Source organism: Paenibacillus sp. OK076, assembly GCF_900110055.1.
Taxonomy (GTDB): domain Bacteria; phylum Bacillota; class Bacilli; order Paenibacillales; family Paenibacillaceae; genus Paenibacillus.
The window spans coordinates 1,066,614-1,085,386 of the sequence record NZ_FOCH01000001.1 but is presented as its reverse complement, the minus strand read 5'-3'; the positions used below and the strand labels follow the sequence as shown (position 1 = coordinate 1,085,386).

General features: G+C 46.6%; 15 protein-coding genes. 4 read left to right on the top strand and 11 right to left on the bottom strand.

Going from position 1 to position 18,773, the window contains the following annotated elements; translation table 11 throughout:
- The first annotated feature begins 121 nt into the window (after nt 1-121).
- Both BMY78_RS05035 and BMY78_RS05030 read left to right on the top strand, forming a co-directional pair.
- Nucleotides 122-532 (top strand): hypothetical protein, encoded by a 411-nt coding sequence (locus BMY78_RS05035; protein ID WP_063564256.1) that lies wholly within the window; start codon nt 122-124, stop codon nt 530-532.
- Complete coding sequence (locus tag BMY78_RS05030; protein WP_090895256.1) at nt 529-1,593, top strand: phosphodiester glycosidase family protein; 1,065 nt, start codon at nt 529-531, stop codon at nt 1,591-1,593. Before BMY78_RS05035 ends, BMY78_RS05030 begins: the two co-directional genes overlap by 4 nt.
- Nucleotides 1,594-1,938: 345 nt before the next feature.
- Here the strand turns inward: BMY78_RS05030 and BMY78_RS05025 are convergent, their stop codons facing one another.
- The 7 genes from BMY78_RS05025 to BMY78_RS04995 all read right to left on the bottom strand — a co-directional run bounded on the left by BMY78_RS05025 (nt 1,939) and on the right by BMY78_RS04995 (nt 13,071).
- Entirely contained in the window at nt 1,939-2,955 is a 1,017-nt protein-coding gene (locus BMY78_RS05025) for a LacI family DNA-binding transcriptional regulator (RefSeq protein WP_090895253.1), read from the bottom strand.
- Between the two features lie 99 nt (nt 2,956-3,054).
- Complete coding sequence (locus tag BMY78_RS05020; RefSeq protein WP_090895251.1) at nt 3,055-6,426, bottom strand: GH36-type glycosyl hydrolase domain-containing protein; 3,372 nt, start codon at nt 6,424-6,426, stop codon at nt 3,055-3,057.
- Between the two features lie 35 nt (nt 6,427-6,461).
- Nucleotides 6,462-8,627: a beta-glucosidase BglX gene (gene bglX / locus BMY78_RS05015; RefSeq protein WP_090895248.1), complete on the bottom strand. Its 2,166-nt coding sequence runs from the start codon at nt 8,625-8,627 to the stop codon at nt 6,462-6,464.
- Between the two features lie 134 nt (nt 8,628-8,761).
- The gene (locus tag BMY78_RS05010; protein WP_090895246.1) at nt 8,762-10,360 is read right to left on the bottom strand and encodes a type 2 periplasmic-binding domain-containing protein; all 1,599 of its coding nucleotides are present in this window, start codon (nt 10,358-10,360) and stop codon (nt 8,762-8,764) included.
- A 54-nt stretch (nt 10,361-10,414) separates the two neighbouring features.
- On the bottom strand, nt 10,415-11,317 hold the full coding sequence (locus BMY78_RS05005; protein WP_090895244.1) for a carbohydrate ABC transporter permease: 903 nt from the start codon (nt 11,315-11,317) through the stop codon (nt 10,415-10,417).
- A gap of 18 nt (nt 11,318-11,335) precedes the next feature.
- A complete protein-coding gene (locus BMY78_RS05000) occupies nt 11,336-12,295 on the bottom strand; it encodes an ABC transporter permease (protein ID WP_063564249.1) in 960 nt (319 codons plus the stop codon).
- An 11-nt stretch (nt 12,296-12,306) separates the two neighbouring features.
- Nucleotides 12,307-13,071: an alpha/beta hydrolase gene (locus BMY78_RS04995; protein ID WP_090895242.1), complete on the bottom strand. Its 765-nt coding sequence runs from the start codon at nt 13,069-13,071 to the stop codon at nt 12,307-12,309.
- A 473-nt stretch (nt 13,072-13,544) separates the two neighbouring features.
- Here BMY78_RS04995 and BMY78_RS04990 point away from each other — a divergent pair, with 473 nt between their 5' ends.
- Entirely contained in the window at nt 13,545-14,462 is a 918-nt protein-coding gene (locus BMY78_RS04990) for a serine hydrolase domain-containing protein (protein ID WP_090895240.1), read from the top strand.
- Nucleotides 14,459-14,890: a GNAT family N-acetyltransferase gene (locus tag BMY78_RS04985; RefSeq protein ID WP_177185658.1), complete on the top strand. Its 432-nt coding sequence runs from the start codon at nt 14,459-14,461 to the stop codon at nt 14,888-14,890. Before BMY78_RS04990 ends, BMY78_RS04985 begins: the two co-directional genes overlap by 4 nt.
- 93 nt (nt 14,891-14,983) lie before the next feature.
- Here BMY78_RS04985 and BMY78_RS04980 read toward each other — a convergent pair whose 3' ends face one another.
- The 4 genes from BMY78_RS04980 to glnA all read right to left on the bottom strand — a co-directional run bounded on the left by BMY78_RS04980 (nt 14,984) and on the right by glnA (nt 18,756).
- On the bottom strand, nt 14,984-15,238 hold the full coding sequence (locus BMY78_RS04980) for an AbrB/MazE/SpoVT family DNA-binding domain-containing protein (protein WP_024629045.1): 255 nt from the start codon (nt 15,236-15,238) through the stop codon (nt 14,984-14,986).
- Nucleotides 15,239-15,407: 169 nt separating this feature from the next.
- A complete protein-coding gene (trmL, locus tag BMY78_RS04975) occupies nt 15,408-15,872 on the bottom strand; it encodes a tRNA (uridine(34)/cytosine(34)/5-carboxymethylaminomethyluridine(34)-2'-O)-methyltransferase TrmL (protein ID WP_090895234.1) in 465 nt (154 codons plus the stop codon).
- 137 nt (nt 15,873-16,009) lie between these two features.
- The gene (gene serC, locus BMY78_RS04970; protein WP_090895232.1) at nt 16,010-17,098 is read right to left on the bottom strand and encodes a 3-phosphoserine/phosphohydroxythreonine transaminase; all 1,089 of its coding nucleotides are present in this window, start codon (nt 17,096-17,098) and stop codon (nt 16,010-16,012) included.
- A 233-nt stretch (nt 17,099-17,331) separates the two neighbouring features.
- The gene (gene glnA, locus BMY78_RS04965) at nt 17,332-18,756 is read right to left on the bottom strand and encodes a type I glutamate--ammonia ligase (RefSeq protein ID WP_090895229.1); all 1,425 of its coding nucleotides are present in this window, start codon (nt 18,754-18,756) and stop codon (nt 17,332-17,334) included.
- Nucleotides 18,757-18,773: the final 17 nt, after the last annotated feature.

The following is an 18,773-nucleotide window of genomic DNA, read 5'->3' as shown; positions in this document are numbered from 1 at the left end:
TCCGATGCAATCTCTTTTTATCCTATTACTCAAAGAATTTCATTTTTGCGTAATCAATAGGGGCGTGATAGAATGAGGACTGGAAAATTTTTTGTACCTATAAATAACCAGGAGTGATGATATGAAACCTTCTGTCCAACCTTCTGACATCCATCACACCCGGAGCGCCAAAGGTAAGGCCGGATCTTCAGTCAAGCTGTTTCTGGTCATGTGGATTGTTCTCATTGCACTTGGAGTACTCGGAACCTACTATTATAGTAACCACCTCCAGCAGCAGATGATTAATCAGCTTCAGACCCATAATCAACAGCAGATTGCAGCGCTCAAAGCCGACTACGAAAAGCAGCTAACAACGATATCCAAGGAAGTAGCCGACCTTCAGGGCCAGGTGCAGTCCTTTAATGAATTGCTGACTTTCACCAAGGATAATGCAAACGATAAAACCGACAACAGCAACAAATTGTATACCCAGCTGAGCGAAGTCAAAAAACAACTGGAGACACTCCAGAAAAAGATGGACCTGCTCAAATGATTACACCTGTAAAAAAGGTTAATCGTTTATTTATGCTTGCACTTGCTCCTTTTGTTGGATTGATGTTATGCATGCTGCTGATTCGTCCTCCGCTTGAACCCGGAGATTTCATTGATTCCGGTCTGGCTGAAGAGACCATTACACCCCAGACCCAGGCAATAAGCCAGGAGCTTGCAGGGGCAAAAGAAGCTGCTGTTCAGACTTCTTCTTCTATTAAAAGAACAACACAGCTGTACAAGCAGACAACGAGCACGATGACGACGCTTGTGCAGAAGGCTACGGTTCAAGCCGCTCGCCCGGAAACGATCTATAATCAACGAATCACATCCAAGCTGGGCGTTCCGTTTGAGCGGATAGACAGTGATCGACTTACGCTCGAACTCTATAGGGTTAACCCAGGCACCTACAAGGGCTATGCGATGAAAATCAAGCTAAAAGATCCCACGGCCATGAAGATGGCTCTGGACAGCGAGCTAGGCCGATCTGAGACAACCATGCAGGCGGTTAAGCGCAGCGGTGCCATTGCCGGAATTAACGCAGGAGGATTCGCCGACAGCGGCGGCAAACGGTATCCATTGAGTACAACCGTTATGGACGGCAAATATGTGAATGGTTTTCAGGCCAGCTTTAAGGATCTATTTTTTGTAGGTCTTGATCATACCGGTAAGCTGGTAGGCGGAAAATTTTTCGACAAAAGTTCCCTGGATCGCTTACAACCACAATTTGGAGCTACATTTGTGCCTGTGCTCTTGCAGAATGGACAAAAAGCGGTCATTCCGGCCAAATGGAAAGTCTCACCCAAGCGGGCTCCACGTACCGTGATCGGCAACTACAAGGACGATCAATTGTTGATTATCGTTGTTGACGGGTATAACGAAGGGGGCAGCTCCGGAGCCACCCTGGAAGAGCTACAAGGAAGGTTGTACAAGCTTGGCGTAGTGGACGCCTATAATCTGGATGGCGGCGGATCGTCCTCACTCATCGTGAACAACCGGGTTGTGAATAACCCTTCAGACGGGAGCCTCCGACCAGTTCCTACTCATTTTTTATTTTACAAATGATGGAGAGAAGCATTCCTTTTCTTCTTATAATGGTTATAATAGAAGTAAAGATTGTGCAGGAGGTGCTATGGTATGTCATTTTCACTGACATTTTGGATTATTGCAATTGTATTGGCTCTCTTCCTTACAGGCATTCTCACTTCATCCTACAACAATGACAAAACCAAGGGCCTTTAAGGGCCAAGCCTCTCCTGGTGAGAGGTTTTTTCATTTTATAATTGGTCAAATAAACAAGCTAAACAAGAGACAAGGCTTAAAAGAATGCTTCAATTCTTCTAAGCCTTGTCTCTTGCTGTACAGTCGTCGTTTGACACAACATCCATGGATGAAGAAGGGGCAGTGTCGTCAATAGTTAACCGCCTTTTCACCCTGGGCTTGCGCACTATACTCTGACTGAACCTGACTGTTTACCGACCCGCCCTCTACCAGTGTCACGTAGATGCGTTCATGATCGACAGGCTCTCCGGCAATAATCTTGATTAATTGTTCGGCTGCGAGTGCGCCCCATTTTCGTTTGGAATAATCAATCGTGACCAATCTTGGCTGCACATATTTGCTAAGTTCAATATTGTCGAATCCGATAATATCAATCTCCTGACCAATGTTTAACTCGCTATCAGCGAGCCGGTCACACATCCCAATCGCCATCTCGTCATTGAGGCAAAACACCCCAACCGGTTGGGTATATTCCTGAATAATACGTTCAGCTGCCCGTTCTCCGCCACTCTTTTCGAAATCTCCGGTGATCTCAATCCATTCCACATTCGCTGCCCGCTCCGATACTTGCCTCACAGCCTTCAACCGCTGAGCCGAATCAAATGAGCCTTCCGGACCTGTCACGACATAGATCTTCGTGTGCCCCTGTTCGATCAAATGCTCCATTGCAAGGGTTGCTCCTGCCTTGTTATCCAGCAGAACCTGATTAATATTGGGGTGATCCAGTTCCCGGTCAAGCACAACAATCTTGTGTCCTCTGTCTGCATATTGCAAGAGTTCCTTGCTCGCAAATGTATGATCCAGAATGACAGCACCATCAATCATTCGCTCCGGAAGCATTCGATGAGATTGTTTCCCGCTGCACACAATCAGGTCGTACCCTTGCGCGTTGCATACAGACTTCATGCCACTAAGCAAGTCTCCATATACATCCCCGCTAAAATCCGTCAGAAATACACCCAGAATTTTGGATTCTCTCTTCTTCAATGTTCTGGCAGCAGCATTGGGAACATAGTTCAGCTCTTTGGCGATAGCCAAAATTTTGGAACGGGTCTCATCTGTCACTTTGTTGCTGCCGTTCAGAGCATATGACACGGTAGAGATCGAAACTCCCGCCTGTTTGGCGATATCCTTGATACTGACCACATTCTTCGCTCCCCTGTGATGTTCATCAGGCCCTTCGAAATCGAAGGACCTGACATCTTAGATATTTATACTTGATAAAATGGACTACCGTTTACACGATTAACTGTAAATCTCAATCACGTTATTCTCGCTCAGGCTCTGTTCAAGAGCCGTGCGCGAAATACGCAGTCCACCAAGACGATAAGGTTGTTGCAATCTTGTCGCATCCATCTCCTTGCCATTCAGCACAATACGTTGTACGGCCTCACCGCTGAGATGATAAACGAAGGTTACTTTTTGGCCAGCAAATTGGAAATCAAAATGCAAGCCATCCAAGCTGACTGGCAGCACAGGGTCCAGAACCAGATCTTCTTCCTCCTGACGAATACCCAAGGCGTTCGAAATGAGCTGATTCATGTAGATTCCCGGTCCACTGGAGTAAATTCTCCAGCCGCCCTTCACCTGCACATCTCCGGTGCGAAGCTTATCGAATTTTTCCTGCGCTGCATAACGGTTGTTGAATTTTCCGTCAGAGCTGCTGAAATAGGCATTACTTTGACGCAAATCTGCGTTCGGAACAGCTTCCTGAATACCCACTGGATTGATAATGCCGAGGCCATTCCAGACCTCATCCGGGTTGCCCAGCTTCGCCATGGCTTCAATATAGCGGATGTGAGCATGAACATATTGCAAGCCCACTTCACGTCCAAAGTTGGATGCCTGCTCCGCACGTTTGAAATGCGTGCTGACGCCGCCATCATACTGTGCTGGACGATTCATCAATCGGACACCATCCGGGCAGTACAGCTTTTCCTTGATCAGTTCATAATGGGATTGAGCTTGTTCAGGCTCCAGCAACTCGGCAATCATGCTGCGTGTCATTGGCAGCAAACGGTACTGAATACCTGTCTCGCTGTCATCTGGATGCAGCATGCGCTTCGCTTGTGCCGGATCTTCCATATATACAAAGCCTGGAATCACATCGGTATCCAGCATGTACTTGCTGAAGTCCCTTTTCACACCCGCTGCCATATCGCTTAACTCGGAAGAAAGCTCCGGTTTCACAGGCGCAATCGCTCTGGATAGCTGCTTCAACGTTTGATAGGTGAGCGCCACAGTCCAGCTGCTGACCATATATTGCTTCAATTGAGCATTGGCAGGCTGTAATGTATCGTCCCAGTCCCCGTCACCATATGAAGAGAGGAATGTATCATGCAGGAAATGACTGCGAATATACTCCAGTTCTTTCTGGGCATGCTCCAGCACGCTGGCTGTCTGACCAGTAAAGTCAAAACCATGTTTGACGGTATAAGGCACTTCTTCACTCAGAATCGAATAATCCTTGGTAGCAATCAGATAATCACTTAGCACTTTAAGAGGCCACACAATAATGTCACCATGGCTTTCTTCCTGTTGAACCTTGAAATAACGATCGAACATAAACCATTGCGGCCAGTTGCCGTCATCCTCATACTGATGCGAGTAAACGGTCTTCAGAATGTCGCGAACCTGCTCATACTTTTGAGTAGCCATAAAGTATTCGACCGGACCCTGGCAGACATCACGCGTTCCCCAAGCTGCACCGCCATATTGCTCCAATCCGTGAGGAACGGAGTAATGCACCAGCATATTATGGGTGTACCACCATGCAAGAGCATTCACTTTGAACAGCTCGTCTGCTCCTTGCTTCTGAGGCTGCGATAAATGGAACCCATTCATCACCTGTGCATAGAAGGTACGATAAGCAGTCACTTCCTCTTCGAAGCTGCGTGTCGATGATGCAGTCTGTCCACCTTCCAACAGACCTTGAATGGTCAATGTCCATTCAGCACTGCTGTCCAGCCGTAAAGTGGTCAGCGATGCGTCGCCTGCGTTGACTCCACTAGCCAGTTCAGTCTCATCGCCAACCTTCACTCCTGCTCCGCTGACCCGCATACGGTACTCCAGATTCGGATACACTTCGGCACTGAGGGAGCTGTGATCTGCCTTGAAGCTCAGTTCACCATTCTGCTCGGTAACATGAACAGGCAGTTCATATTCATTCACATTCATCGTAATCTGATTGGTAACCAGGTATCGATAGGCTATTCCTTTTTCCGACTTCACATGAAGATGTACTTCAGGCGTATCCAGCGTTGTATAATTCGTGATGATCAGCGTATCCTCAGCTGTTTTGTAATACCAGCGAACATAGTTGAAGCCCATCTCAAACAAGGAAGGCATCGTGAGCAGGTGGAAGATTCCCTCCATCTCAACGTAGATCCGCTGACCGGATGATTTGGGTATGTTGAGTGCACTACGTGCATTGCTCATCATTTTATTGAAATTCGTATTCCCCACAACCACATGGGAATTGAAAATACCATACATATAGGAAGACGTAGTAATTACGTTCTGACCCAACTTCACATTGTTGCCACTCATCAGGATATGTCCATGTGGACGTTCCACACGCATTTCCTTTTCCTTGAGCACAACATGCTCATACGTATCGGTAAAGAACGCCAGCAATTCGCCATCCGCGCGCTCTTCCTGATGTCTCTTCGAAGCCGGGAAGCGGGAATTCACTTCTTCTTCGGTCATCGATAAAGTAGGCAAGGGTTCACCCACTGCCGGATGATGAGCTACTTTTGGAAATACGTTGGATACTGCCTGTACTGTGCCTGCAGACTCTTGACGCTTCGCTTCATACTCGTCCCAAGCCTGTTGGACAACATCCTGGTATTCGAGTTCCTTCACTGCTTCAGCGTGGTTGGCCTGAAAAAGTCCATAGAACACAAAACGAGCTTCGCCACTCAACACCACTTTTTCGGACTGCAGGGCTGTGTATGCAAATTCATACTGGTACACTTCATTCGCAAGTGTTGGCTTGCCCAGACTTTCAGGGACATTCGTTTCCTTGTAGCTCAAGCCAAAGAATTGAAATCCATCTGTAGAGTAACCTGCTGCACGGGTTAATGAACCCTGTTGAAGATAAGGAAAAGCCCCGCCCTGTGGCTGATTTTGCCGTGAGGTTACGATATATCCCAGCTTCCCATCCTCAAATACGGCATGGTCAATATACTGCGACAAGTAAGCCTCATTGCTGCGTACCGCACCTGGATCCGCATTGCCGACGTCCTGGCCATAGACTACATCAATTTCTTCTCCATTCCCGTTTACGGTTACATCCCAGAACCATACACCTTGTGCTGTTGGAGCAAATATAACCTGATAGCCTACGCCCTCGGCGGTACCTGTCCATTCCATACGACTGCCGTCGGTGCTCACCTGGCTGTCGGAGTGAATGCCAAGCATTGGCACAAAACGAATACCGGAATCACTGTGAAACCGCAAGTATAGATTGTTCATGGAGCCGTCCACCGGACTAGCCATCCACTGATTAATCATCGTTGTTCCACTTACGGCCTTGAACAAATCACCGCTTTCCCAGAACGTAAAGCACAGCTCGCCGGATTGTACGTTGATTTGAGATTTATTCATGGTCTTCATATATCTATTCATATCCTCCTATCCCCAATATCCAATTACACCAGTTTGAACGTACTCTCCAATGTATCGCGGCTATTCGGCCCTACAAAAATGTGGAATGTTCCTTTATCACTGCGATGACTCAAATCGGAATGATGATAACGAAGCTGTTCTTCGTTTAATGTAAATGTAGCCGTACCACTTTCACCCGGTGCGAGTGACAACTTGACATAGCCTTTCAGCTCACGCATTGGACGCACAACTTCACCGGTTACGTCACGTACGTACAGCTGAACCGTCTCCACGCCAGCACGCTCGCCAGCATTCGTTACACGCACTTGGATCGTCAGAGGTTGATCAGCAGTCATTTCATTGCTTGATACTTCCAGGTCACCATACTCAAACGAGGTGTATGACAAGCCGTAGCCAAATGGAAGCAGCGGATCATTCGGACTATCAATATATTTGGAGACATAACGCTCTTCCGTCTTTTGCGGATTGAGTGGACGTCCTGTATTAAAATGATTGTAATATACCGGTATCTGACCTACAGATTGCGGGAAGGACATTGTTAGACGCGCAGATGGATTCACCACACCTGTCAATACATCGGCGATGGCCGCTCCACCCTCACTGCCTGGGAACCACGCTTCAAGCACCGCATCGGATTCTTCAAATACACCATGCAAGTCCAGAGGGCGTCCGTTAAAGATCACGCTGGCGATTGGTTTACCCGCTGCTTTGAGCTGTTTAACCAATTCCAGTTGAGCTGCCGGCAAACGAATATCCGTACGTGATCCACCTTCACCACTCATTTCGGAATCTTCACCAAGTGCAAGCACGATCAGATCAGCTTTGCTTGCTACTTCAAGCGCTTCAGCAATCTGTTCAGCTGTGATCGTGTGAACGTTGCTGCCTTGAGCCATATGAACTTTCCCGACAGCAAGACGTTCCTGCAAAGCCGTTCCGAGTTTAACGGCATCCTCTTTGACACCTTCGCAGGACCACCATCCGAGAATGTCTTCACTTTGGGCAAAAGGTCCAATTAACGCTACATTGGCTTCTGGCTTCAGCGGAAGAACGTCATTATCATTTTTGAGCAATACTGCCGATTTGGTTGCAAGCTCGTACGATACCTGACGATGTTCTTTGGAGAAGACAATCTCCCGCTCACGCTCCGGATCAGCTGCTCGCAGTGGATTGTCGAACAATCCCAGCTTTTCTTTCAGTTGCAGAATACGCAGCACCGCTTCATCAATGAGCTTTTCTTCCACTTCTCCGTTCTTAATCAACTCTGGCAGATGATGGACATAACAAGGTGTCATCATCTCGATATCCACCCCTGCACGAATAGCGCGGTATGCAGCTTCACGGTCATCTTCAGCTGCGCCATGAGCAATCATCTCGCGAATGGAAGCCCAATCCGAGATTAATACACCATCAAAGCCCCATTCATCACGCAAAATGTCACGCATGAGCTTCTCATTTCCGCTCGCTGGAATACCCTCTACAGTATTGAATGAAGCCATTACCATTTCGACGCCTGCATCCAGTGCTGCCTTGTAAGCCGGTAAGTAGTACTCACGCAAGTTGCGTTCAGACATATCGACCGTGTTGTAATCACGACCACCTTCTGCTGCCCCATAGGCTGCAAAGTGTTTTACACAAGCCGCCAGACGATCCGGCTCATCCTTCAAACTGTCGCCCTGATATCCACGTACAAATGCCGCAGAGAACAGACTGTTCAAATAAGGGTCTTCACCTGTCGTCTCCATTACCCGACCCCAGCGCGGATCACGAACGAGATCGACCATCGGTGCAAACGTGACATGGAGGCCAGAGACGGCGGACTCACGAGCTGAAATCTCAGCACTTTTCTCAGCCAGTTCAGTGTCCCATGAACAGCCAATGGCTAGCGGGATGGGGAAAATGGTTTTAAAACCATGCACGACGTCCGCCATGAACAAGAGCGGAATGCCGAGACGGCTTTTTTTCAGGTAAGCTTGCTGTACATCAATAATGGCCTGTGCACCGGACAATCCCAGAATGGAGCCACTGGCATCTACGGACTGCTCCGTGATTCCCATCTCTTCCATTGGACCTGTGATCTGACCTTCAACATTGGTTCCTTCATAAAAGTTAGCGGTCAGCTGAAGCAGCTGGGCCGTTTTTTCTTCCAAGGTCATTTGGTTTACAAGGTCTAGCAACTGCTCGTTATTCATAGACATTATCCTCCACTGCATGTTGTTGAAATAAAGAACCCGGCTGCGTTCGGGGAGAGACCGCGCACCGGGTTCGATTGGATGGGACCGACAGGACACACCTGTCATATCCCATCTTGCTAATTACTGAATGATTACTTGAATTCTTTGTTCAGTTCATCCAGATAAGGTTGAACCAGGGACATTTTGCTGTTTATCCATTCTTTCCAATTCGCTTCCAGATCTCCACTTTTGAGGATCAAGTTGGCATATTCATTCTGGTAGTCGAATGAAGCCTGACTTTTAGCTTTGGAATCGTACAGGTTGACATCCCAGTCGTATGTTGCGAGTGATTGACCTTCTGTACCGAGTTTTGCTTTTTCCTCGAACAGCTTCACAGCTCTATCACGATAATCCTTTTTAATTGCAGGGTTTACAACACTGAAGTCGTCACCCAGAAGATACAGACCTTCGAAACGTGCTGGGTATTTATCTTCCAGAACAGTTCCTTCTGGCAGCAAGCTAACGAGTTCGTTGTTTTCGTCATACTTCCAATCTTTTCCTTCGAAGCCCATGTTGATCAGCAGTTGTCCTTCTTTGGTAGTTGAGTAGTCGATCAGATCCATGATCCGTTCGAATTTCTCGTCACTGATGTTCGGATTGAAGATCAATGCAGACCAGAAGTTGGCTTGCTCCATGTTGCGGTATTTCCCGTCATCGCCCAATACGATTGCTGTGTGTACCAGATCATCACTATCTACACCCAGATTCTTTCTCATATCGGAATCCAGACCTTGTCTGTACGAAGCCAGTCCGCCCAGACTTGTTACTGCAGCTGTACCTGTTACTTTAAAGTTGTTTTGACCTTCATTGTTTTTCCATGTGTAGAACTCAGGATTGAGCAATCCATCTTTGTAAGCTTTTTGCATCAATTTAAGTCCTGTCAAAGTTTCAGGATCTGCTGGTCCCCAGTGGAACTGGCCATCTTCTCCTTTATAGAACGGAGAGTCAGTCATGGCGTGCACACTGTTCGGCATAATGATATTCGTCATAGCATCTGCCGCATTGTAGGACAGAGGCACAAGTTTGTTGCCCACTTTGCCTGGATCTTTTTCTTTTACAAGCTCAGCGTATTCATTCAATTCAGTTGTTGTATATGCATCTTTCAGTTCGAAACCAACCGCTTCAGCCCAGTCTTTACGAAGCGCAATGACACCAATTTGGTTCGTCAATGGGTCAGCAGGTTTGTTCTCGAAATAGATTGGTCTTGGCAGGACGTATGTTCCACCCGTCAGTTCTTCCAGCTTGTCTCCAAGACCGGTCAACTTGTAGGCTGCTGCCACGTTAGGCCAGCGTTCTTTCCAGTCATCCGGGAATTTGTAGAACAGACCTTGATCAATACTGTTCATGGCATCGCCATGCACATAGTTCCATACTGCTACATCAGGCAAATCGCCAGAGTTGATCCACAGACGAAGCTTCTCGCCCCATGAATCCCAATCGATATAGTTGTAATCCCATGTTACATTGAATTTGTCTGTCCAGAACTTGTGGAAGTCATTATCCAAGTTCCCGTTTTTAATTTCTGTCAGGTTAGCTACAGAGATGGTCAGGTTGTCTTTGTAATTTCCCTCTGCATCTTTCTCGTTACCACCTGAAGCTCCTTGGCTGGAACAAGCGGTCACCATCAGCATAACTACACTAAGCGTGATGGCAAAGAGAGCTCTTACTGACAACTTTTTGTTCGTTTTCATGTTTTACCCCCATGTTTTTTAGTAGAATTTTAATGCAAAATCCTATACGTATAATCAGGTCTTGATAGCCCCTGTTAATACCCCTTTGGCAAAGTGTTTTTGCAGCATTGGGAAGAAACACATAATTGGTACCATGGTGACAAATACTGCCGCCATCTTCATACCCATGGAGAAATTGCTCGCTTGGGCAGCATCCACACTGGACGCATTGGATGCGTTCGTCTGGGATGTGACGATAATGTTTCTGAGTACATTCTGGAGCGGCAACTGATCCGCTTTTCGAAGGAATATCATCGCATCGTACCAACTGTTCCAGTACGCCACGCCGTAGAACAACGTGATTGTAGCCATAATTGGTGTTGCCAGCGGAAGAACTACCGAGAACAGAATTCTCCACTCTCCTGCACCATCCAGTCTCGCCGATTCCATCAGCGATTCAGGCAGTGTGTAGAAGTAGTTCATCATCAGAATCATGTTAAATGCACTGAAACTTCCCGCCAGGATAACAGACCACAGCGTACCCGTAAGGTGAAGTGATTTCATGATAAGGTACAGCGGTACGATACCACCATTAAAGATCATGGTGAACAGTACTAGGAAAAAGAGAAATTTCTTGAACGGAAATTTATTGCGACTAAGGCCATATGCCATGCTAGTTGTCAGGAACAAGCTGAGTGGCAAGCCGATGACTAGCAAAATAATTGTATTTTTGTACCCCGACAGAATCGTTCCGTCAGCGAACAACGCCTTATAGGAATCGAATGTCCATTCTTTAGGGAACATCAAAAATGGATTGTCAGCATATTCTTTTTGTGTTGCGAACGAGATCATGATGACATTCCAGAACGGAATCAAAATCATCAGGGCAAGCACAAGTAATATGGCGAAAATAATGTAATCGAGAAAAGTCATTTTTTCTGTACCAATTCTCGGTTTTTTGTTAGCTTTCTTGCTCATTTCATTTCTCCTCCTCTCTTATCGGAACAAACCGTCTCCGCCAAGCCACTTGGCAAATCTGTCTGCGAGAAGCAGCAAGACCATATTCACGAGGGAACGGAACAAGCTGACCGCTGTCGAGAATGAGAAGTCCGTTGAAGACTGGAACGTAATCCGATAGATATATACATCCAATACTTCCGATACATTTTTCGTTGCGGCATTTGCCAAGTTGAAGATCTGGTCGAAACCGGAAGACATCAATCCACCAACCGACAGAATGAACATGACGGTGATTGTTGGAAGAATGTTTGGCAATGTAATCTTGAACATCTGCTGCATACGGGAAGCGCCGTCAATCTGCGCCGATTCATACTGATCCTGATCGATACCGGAAATGGCAGCCAGGAAGATAATCGCACCCCATCCACTGGATTTCCAAATATCCGTCAACAGCAACATCGGTACAAAGTTAGACTCGGAACCCAGGAAGTTAATGGTTGGCAATCCAAGCAAACCAAGTGCGCTGTTTACCAGTCCGTCATAAGCCAGGACGTTGATGACTACCCCGGATACGATGATCCATGAAAGGAAGTGCGGGAACGTAAGAACCGTCTGGAACCACTTTTTCCCTCTGCGCATCCGCAACTCATTCAGCAACAGGGCCAGAATGATTGGGAACGGGAACTGAATAATCAGTTTTAGAATGTTGATGTACAGCGTCCGCCATACGGCGTCAATAAAGGTTGGATCCCGGAAAACGTATTTGAAATTCTCAAATCCGCTCCATGGGCTTCCCCAAATCCCCAAGTTCGCCTTGTAGTCTTTAAACGCAAGAGACAGGCCACCCATCGGCATGTAGGCAAACAGGATCAGCCAGACGAGCCCTGGAATAAGCAGGGTGTACGTCATTCTGTGCTTCCAGATTTCACTCCAGAGCGAATTGCCTTTCAAGTTTCCCTTCAGCTTTTTGCTAGGTCCTTCGGCTGCAGGTTTCAAATTGCATCTCCTCACTCTACTTTGGTCTTGTCGTTATACAGAAAATCAAACATGGTTCGCAGGTGTTGCTCCCAGAATCTCCATTCATGGGTACCCGGTGTCTCCACATACTGAAACTCAAAGTCCGTTTCCTGCATGTATTCCGCGAATTTGCGATTCATCTCCACAAACGGATCGATGTCACCACAACAGCTCAGAATATCCGGTAAATTTCCACCCTGCTTCAACAGCTTTGCAGACAGTGCGTACAGGTCCTGATCGGGTTTTACCTGTAACCGTTCTCCAAAAACCGCTTTCATTTCCTTGATCATACCTGATGGCATCTCCGGATCATGAAGCCGGGTCTGAATATCAGTTACACCTGATAAGGACACCACCTTGCGGTACCTCTCGGGATATGTCAGTGCACATTTCAATGCACCGTACCCGCCCATGGATAGACCGGCGACGTAAGTCTGGGCCGGGTCTGTATTCAGATTGAGCTGACGCCTACAGAATTCAGGCAGCTCCTGAGTGATGTAATGGAAGTAATTCAGGCCGTATTCCATATCGGTGTAATAGCTTCGGTTCGCTTCCGGCATAATGATGGTACAGCCATATTGTTGCGCGTACATTTCAATTGTAGTCAAACGTTGCCATGTACTTGCATTATCACCTGCACCATGCAGCAAATATAGCGTACCGCCTGAAGTGTCTCCGGAGTCACTGGACACTACATGTATGCTTGTATTCATGCATAACGTAGGCGATCCGGTTTCGATCGTTATATGCGCCATATGTAACCCCTTTCATCGTCGGCTGCTGTCTGTAAACTTCTGTTTCTCTGCCTTTTTGTTGCAACTTCCAGTGATTCCCCCGTATTTCGCTTGGTTATCGAAACGATTTTCTCGAATCGTTTCAAAACATAGCCAACGTTGATTTACTTGGACTTGATTACAACATTTTTTACGTGGAAGCGATTTCTTCGAATCGTTTCGAATAAATCATAATCCCGAAGTACAAACCCTGTCAATAACCTTTTTACAAATTTCGCGCTTTTTTCTCAAAAAACTAATTTTTCGTGATAAAATTTGCGTCAAAAGGCACTTTTAATGTAAAAAAATATCCTGTAAGTAACCGTTTGCACATCTTCATTGACATTGAACCAAGTTTGTACTAACATAAGTTCTAATTTTTGATCCGGATTGCGGAAACGTTTCACCAAAAACAAATTTCTTTTATTTATCTTCTTTTTAGAAAGGATGTTAAGATGTCGAGTATTATTAATTCTTTTGTTCAACATATAGATGAGCAGCAGTTAAACGTTCATTCTGTTCGGGTATTGCAGAAAGGCGTTACAATCGGAGCTTGGGATCGCACCAGCGATGTGCGCCGCTTGCAGCATTCTGTCAGCAAATCGTTTACCTGCATGGCGGTTGGATTGGCTTTGGATGAAGGTACACTTACACTTGAATCCAGACTCGGTGATTATTTCACATCACCAACCCCTGCTTCCCATTTAACGGCTTTCCCTCCTGCGGACCTCACCCTGTATGATTTGCTGCGGATGTCCTCGGGGCATGACGTACCCGTGTTATGGGCAGAAGAGCGAGCCACCCTGCCTGAGAAAGATTGGGCCAAATATTATATGTCTCTTCCATTGGACAGAGTTCCTGGTGAAACGTTTACATACAGCAGTGCAGATACGTTTATGATCTCCGCCATGTTTCAGGCTGCCTCTGGTCAAACAGTGAAGGACTATCTGATTCCGCGGCTATTCGAGCCACTGGGCATTTTGAATGTAGAGTGGGAAACTTCTCCCTTGGGCATTACATTGGGCTGTGCGGGCCTGCAGCTGACCAACGAGGAATTAGGCAGATTCGGTCAACTATTGCTTCAGGAGGGCAGCTGGAACGGCAAGCAGCTCATTCCTGCGGAATGGATCCGATTGGCGACAACACAACAGATCCCTACGCCGGGAGACGGCGACTGGGGACAAGGTTATGGATATCAATTCTGGAGATGTTCCCATAACGCTTACCGTGCTGATGGCGCCAATGGTCAACTATGCGTTGTCCTGCCGGAGTTGAAGTCCGTCGTTGCCATCAATAGTGATGAACAAAATATGCAAGCCATTCTTGACCATGTATGGTCGGATATACTGCCTATTCTGGAGGAGAACATTTGAATATACGAGCAGCCATCCAAGCAGATTATGCGGAGTTGAGAAACATTTATCTCGAGTCACGACGTGCCCGATTCCACTGGGCTAAGCCGGAGGAACTGTCCCTGCAGGATTTTGACGCAGATACCGTGGATGAGCATATCATCGTGGCTGAAAATGAAGATGGACAGCTTCTCGGCTTCGCTTCGCTGTACCTTCCCGACAACTTTATCCATCTACTGTTTATCCATCCCGGTTTTATCGGCGGGGGTACAGGCTCACGCTTACTTGATGCGTCAATTTCACTCATGCAGCAGCCTGTTCGATTGAAATGTGTATCTGATAATCATAAAGCCATTGGCTTTTACGAACGACAGGGTTGGAAAAAAGTGATTGAAGAAGGTGCAGCCGGGGCGAAATATTGGGTGATGGAGTACGACACTAATAGCTGATCGCATTCGTTTGATCCCGGTAAACTAGAAGTGGACATGGTTTTTCCACAAAAAAAAGTATCATGACCTTCAGAGGCCATGATACTTTTTATTTTACCCGTGCTGTGGAAGCTGGGTCATTTCATCTAAACATTGTGCGCATATGTAACGCTCTTTGAACTCATTGACTTCTTCCATCGATCCACAAAAAATACATTTTGGACGGTATCTCTCCAGAATGATATGGTCCCCTTGTACTAAGATCTCTACAGGATCTCCCTCATTCATTTGATACCTTTTACGCAAAGATTTAGGCAATACGATCCTACCCAATTGGTCAACTTTGCGAACGACTCCAGCTGGCTTCATAGCTACGGCACACCTCTCCTATCTTACTCTAAATTTCTAGGTACATTTGTACTATGTTTATTAATTCGCCAACATTTTGTCGAATCCTGCTGGAAATAAACATTTTTTGTCCTTTTTTTTGAAAAATGTTTTTTTAGCGAATTCTACCGTCACTTATAAGCGAATTGGATTAATCCAGACCCGGGAAATTAAGTTGACGCAATGCCTCATACACAATGATTGCTGCTGAGTTTGACAAGTTCAATGATCTGACATCACCTGACATTGGCATTTTCATACAAGTATCGGGATTGGCCGCAATTAATTCTGGAGGAAGACCTTTTGTCTCCTTACCGAATACCAGAAAATCTCCATCCTGAAACTTAAAATCACTATAACGGTTTTTCGCCTTCGTTGTTGCGTAGAAAAAACGACCTTCCGGATACTGTTCCTGAACCTCGGCAAACGAATCATGATATTCAATATGAACGGCATGCCAGTAATCCAGACCCGCGCGTTTCAGCGTGGCATCATCCGTACGGAATCCGAGTGGACGCACGAGATGCAAATGCGTACCGGTAGCCGCGCATGTACGAGAAATATTGCCCGTATTTGCCGGAATCTCCGGTTCAACCAGAACGATATGTAAAGCCATATGTGTTCAATCTCCTTTTCAATTCATATTAACGACAATTCTCTAATCTTAAAGAAAAGCCCTCCACACGTCAATGTGGAAGGCTCTGGTAAAGCACAAGTGTGAATGCTTGAATTCACAACTCACTGCCAGGTTGTTTATCCATTTGTCTTCTGGAAGTGGCTCATGAAGTCCGTAAGTGCTTTAACACTTTCATATGGAGCAGCATTGTAAATAGACGCACGCAGGCCGCCAACACTCCGATGCCCTTTCAGACCAACAAACCCTTCTTGCTCTGAAGCCTTGATAAACTGTTTCTCCAGCTCCTCGTTAGCCAGGCGGAAGGTCACATTCATCAGGGAACGATCTGCCGGATCTACACAACCACGGTAGAAGTCTCCGGAAGAATCGATCGCATTATAGAGCAAATCTGCTTTCTTCACATTCTTCTGTTCAATTCCAGCCAATCCGCCTTGTTCCTCGATCCACTTCAGAACCTCATTCACCATGTATACAGAGAAGGACGGTGGTGTATTATAGAGAGAATTGTTATCCACATGTGTACTATAACGAAGCATGGTCGGAATCGTTTTAGGAGATTCACTCACCAGCTCTTCGCGAGCAATAACAACCGTAATCCCTGATGGGCCCAGGTTCTTCTGTGCACCTGCATAGATCATGCCGAATTGATTAAGATCAAACGGTTTGCAGAAGATGTCACTCGACATGTCGGCAATAAGTGGTACTGAACCGGTATCCGGGAATGACTTGAATTGTGTGCCCTCAATTGTTTCGTTAGACGTCAAATGAACATAAGCTGTACGGTCCGTGAAGCTAAGATTCGACACATCCGGCAATTTCATATATTTATCCGCTTCGGAAGATGCAGCGACCTGTGTCTCCCCAATCAGTTTCGCCTCAGACAGTGCCTTCTTGGCCCAGCTGCCTGTCATGACGTAACTGGCTGTCTGCCCTTCCCCGAGCAGGTTCATCGGCAGCATGGCGAACTGAGTGCTTGCTCCGCCCTGCAGGAAGAGGACTTTGTATCCTTTAGGATTGCCTAGCAGAGACAACAAACGCTCCTGAGCTTCATTATGTACAGATTCATACACCGCTCCACGGTGAGACATCTCCATAATCGACATACCCGTGTTCCGAAAATCAACAAATTCTGCCTGAGCACGCTCCAAAACCTCAAGTGGCAACGCCGCAGGTCCTGCATTAAAATTATACGCTCTCTTTGTCACAAAATCCCCCGCCCTTTCCATCCGTAGCTGACATATGAAGTGAATATTATCGCTATGATATCAGTATTCCTTATCTGCTTCAAGGGCAATAAGCACCGAAGCAGCGAATCAGGGTTATCAAATTCCTTTATCACCCTGCAAAGTTAATGCACTACATCGTTCAATTCAAGGAAAAGCCTCCGAGAGCGAGTCCCGGAGGCTTTACATTGGGAACAGTTTCTGTTCCGACCGGATTAGCAGTCGAAGTAGAGGCTGTACTCATGCGGATGAATGCGAATTGCTACGGCTTTCGCTTCGTCACGTTTGAGGTTGATATAGTTCTCGATGAATTCTTTTGTGAAGACGCCGCCTTCAGTCAAGAATTCGTTGTCCGCTTGCAGAGCATCAAGCGCTTCTTCCAGGGAAGCTGGCACGCTGCGGATATTTTCTTTGTCTGCATCAGACAAATCGTAGATGTTTTTGTCGAGCGGACCATATCCAAGCTCAGTTGGGTTGATTTTGCGTTTGATACCATCCAGACCCGCCATCAGCATTGCAGCGAATGCGAGGTAAGGGTTAGCTGTGGAGTCCGGTGTACGGAACTCGATACGACAACCTTTTGGTGTCACAGCTGCAACCGGAATACGTACTGCTGCCGAACGGTTACCTTTGGAGTAAACCAGGTTAACCGGTGCTTCATAACCAGGTACGAGACGTTTGAATGAGTTCGTACTAGGGTTAGTCAAAGCAATCAAAGCTGGTGCGTGATACAAAATGCCTCCGATGTAGTGCAGAGCCATTTCGCTCAGGTTTGCATATCCCGCTTTGTCATAGAACAATGGGGAATCGCCATCGAAGATGGATTGGTGAACGTGCATTCCGCTACCATTGTCACCAAACAGTGGTTTTGGCATGAATGTTGCTACTTTACCATATTGACGTGCAGTGTTATGCACGATGTATTTGTATACAAGCAGGTTATCTGCTGTTTTCTTCAACGTATCAAAACGGAAGTTGATTTCGGCTTGACCTGCTGTCGCCACTTCGTGGTGGTGACGCTCGATCGAGAGACCCGCCTCTTCCAAAATGCGACACATTTCACTACGAATATCTTGTTGTGTATCCACTGGAGCTACAGGAACATATCCGCCTTTCGTGCGAACTTTGAAGCCCAGGTTACCGCCATCTTCCTTACGGTTGGTGTTCCAAGAAGCTTCTTCGGAATCTACGAAATAGGAAGAGCTGTTCGTGCCGCTCTCATAACGTACATCGTCGAAGATGAAGAACTCGGATTCAGGTGCGAAGAATGCTGCTGTACCTACTCCGCTTTCTTTCAGGAATTCTTCCGCTTTGACCGCGATGCCACGTGGATCACGCTCATAACGCTCGCCATCCGGAGTGAAGATATCACACATAACATTCAAAGTAGGGTGCGCTGTGAACGGATCGACAAAAGTCGCTTCAGGATCTGGAATCATAACCATATCGGACTCTTCAATTCCGCGGAAACCTTGAATAGAAGAACCATCAAAGGCTACTCCATTTACAAAAGTGTCTGCGTCAACTGCCGAAGCTGGTAACGAGATGTGGTGCGCACGACCGGATAAATCTACAAAACGAAAATCTACCCACTCGATGTTGTTCTCTTGAATTGATTTCAATACGTTTTCAACCGACATGTATTCGTCCTCCCAAA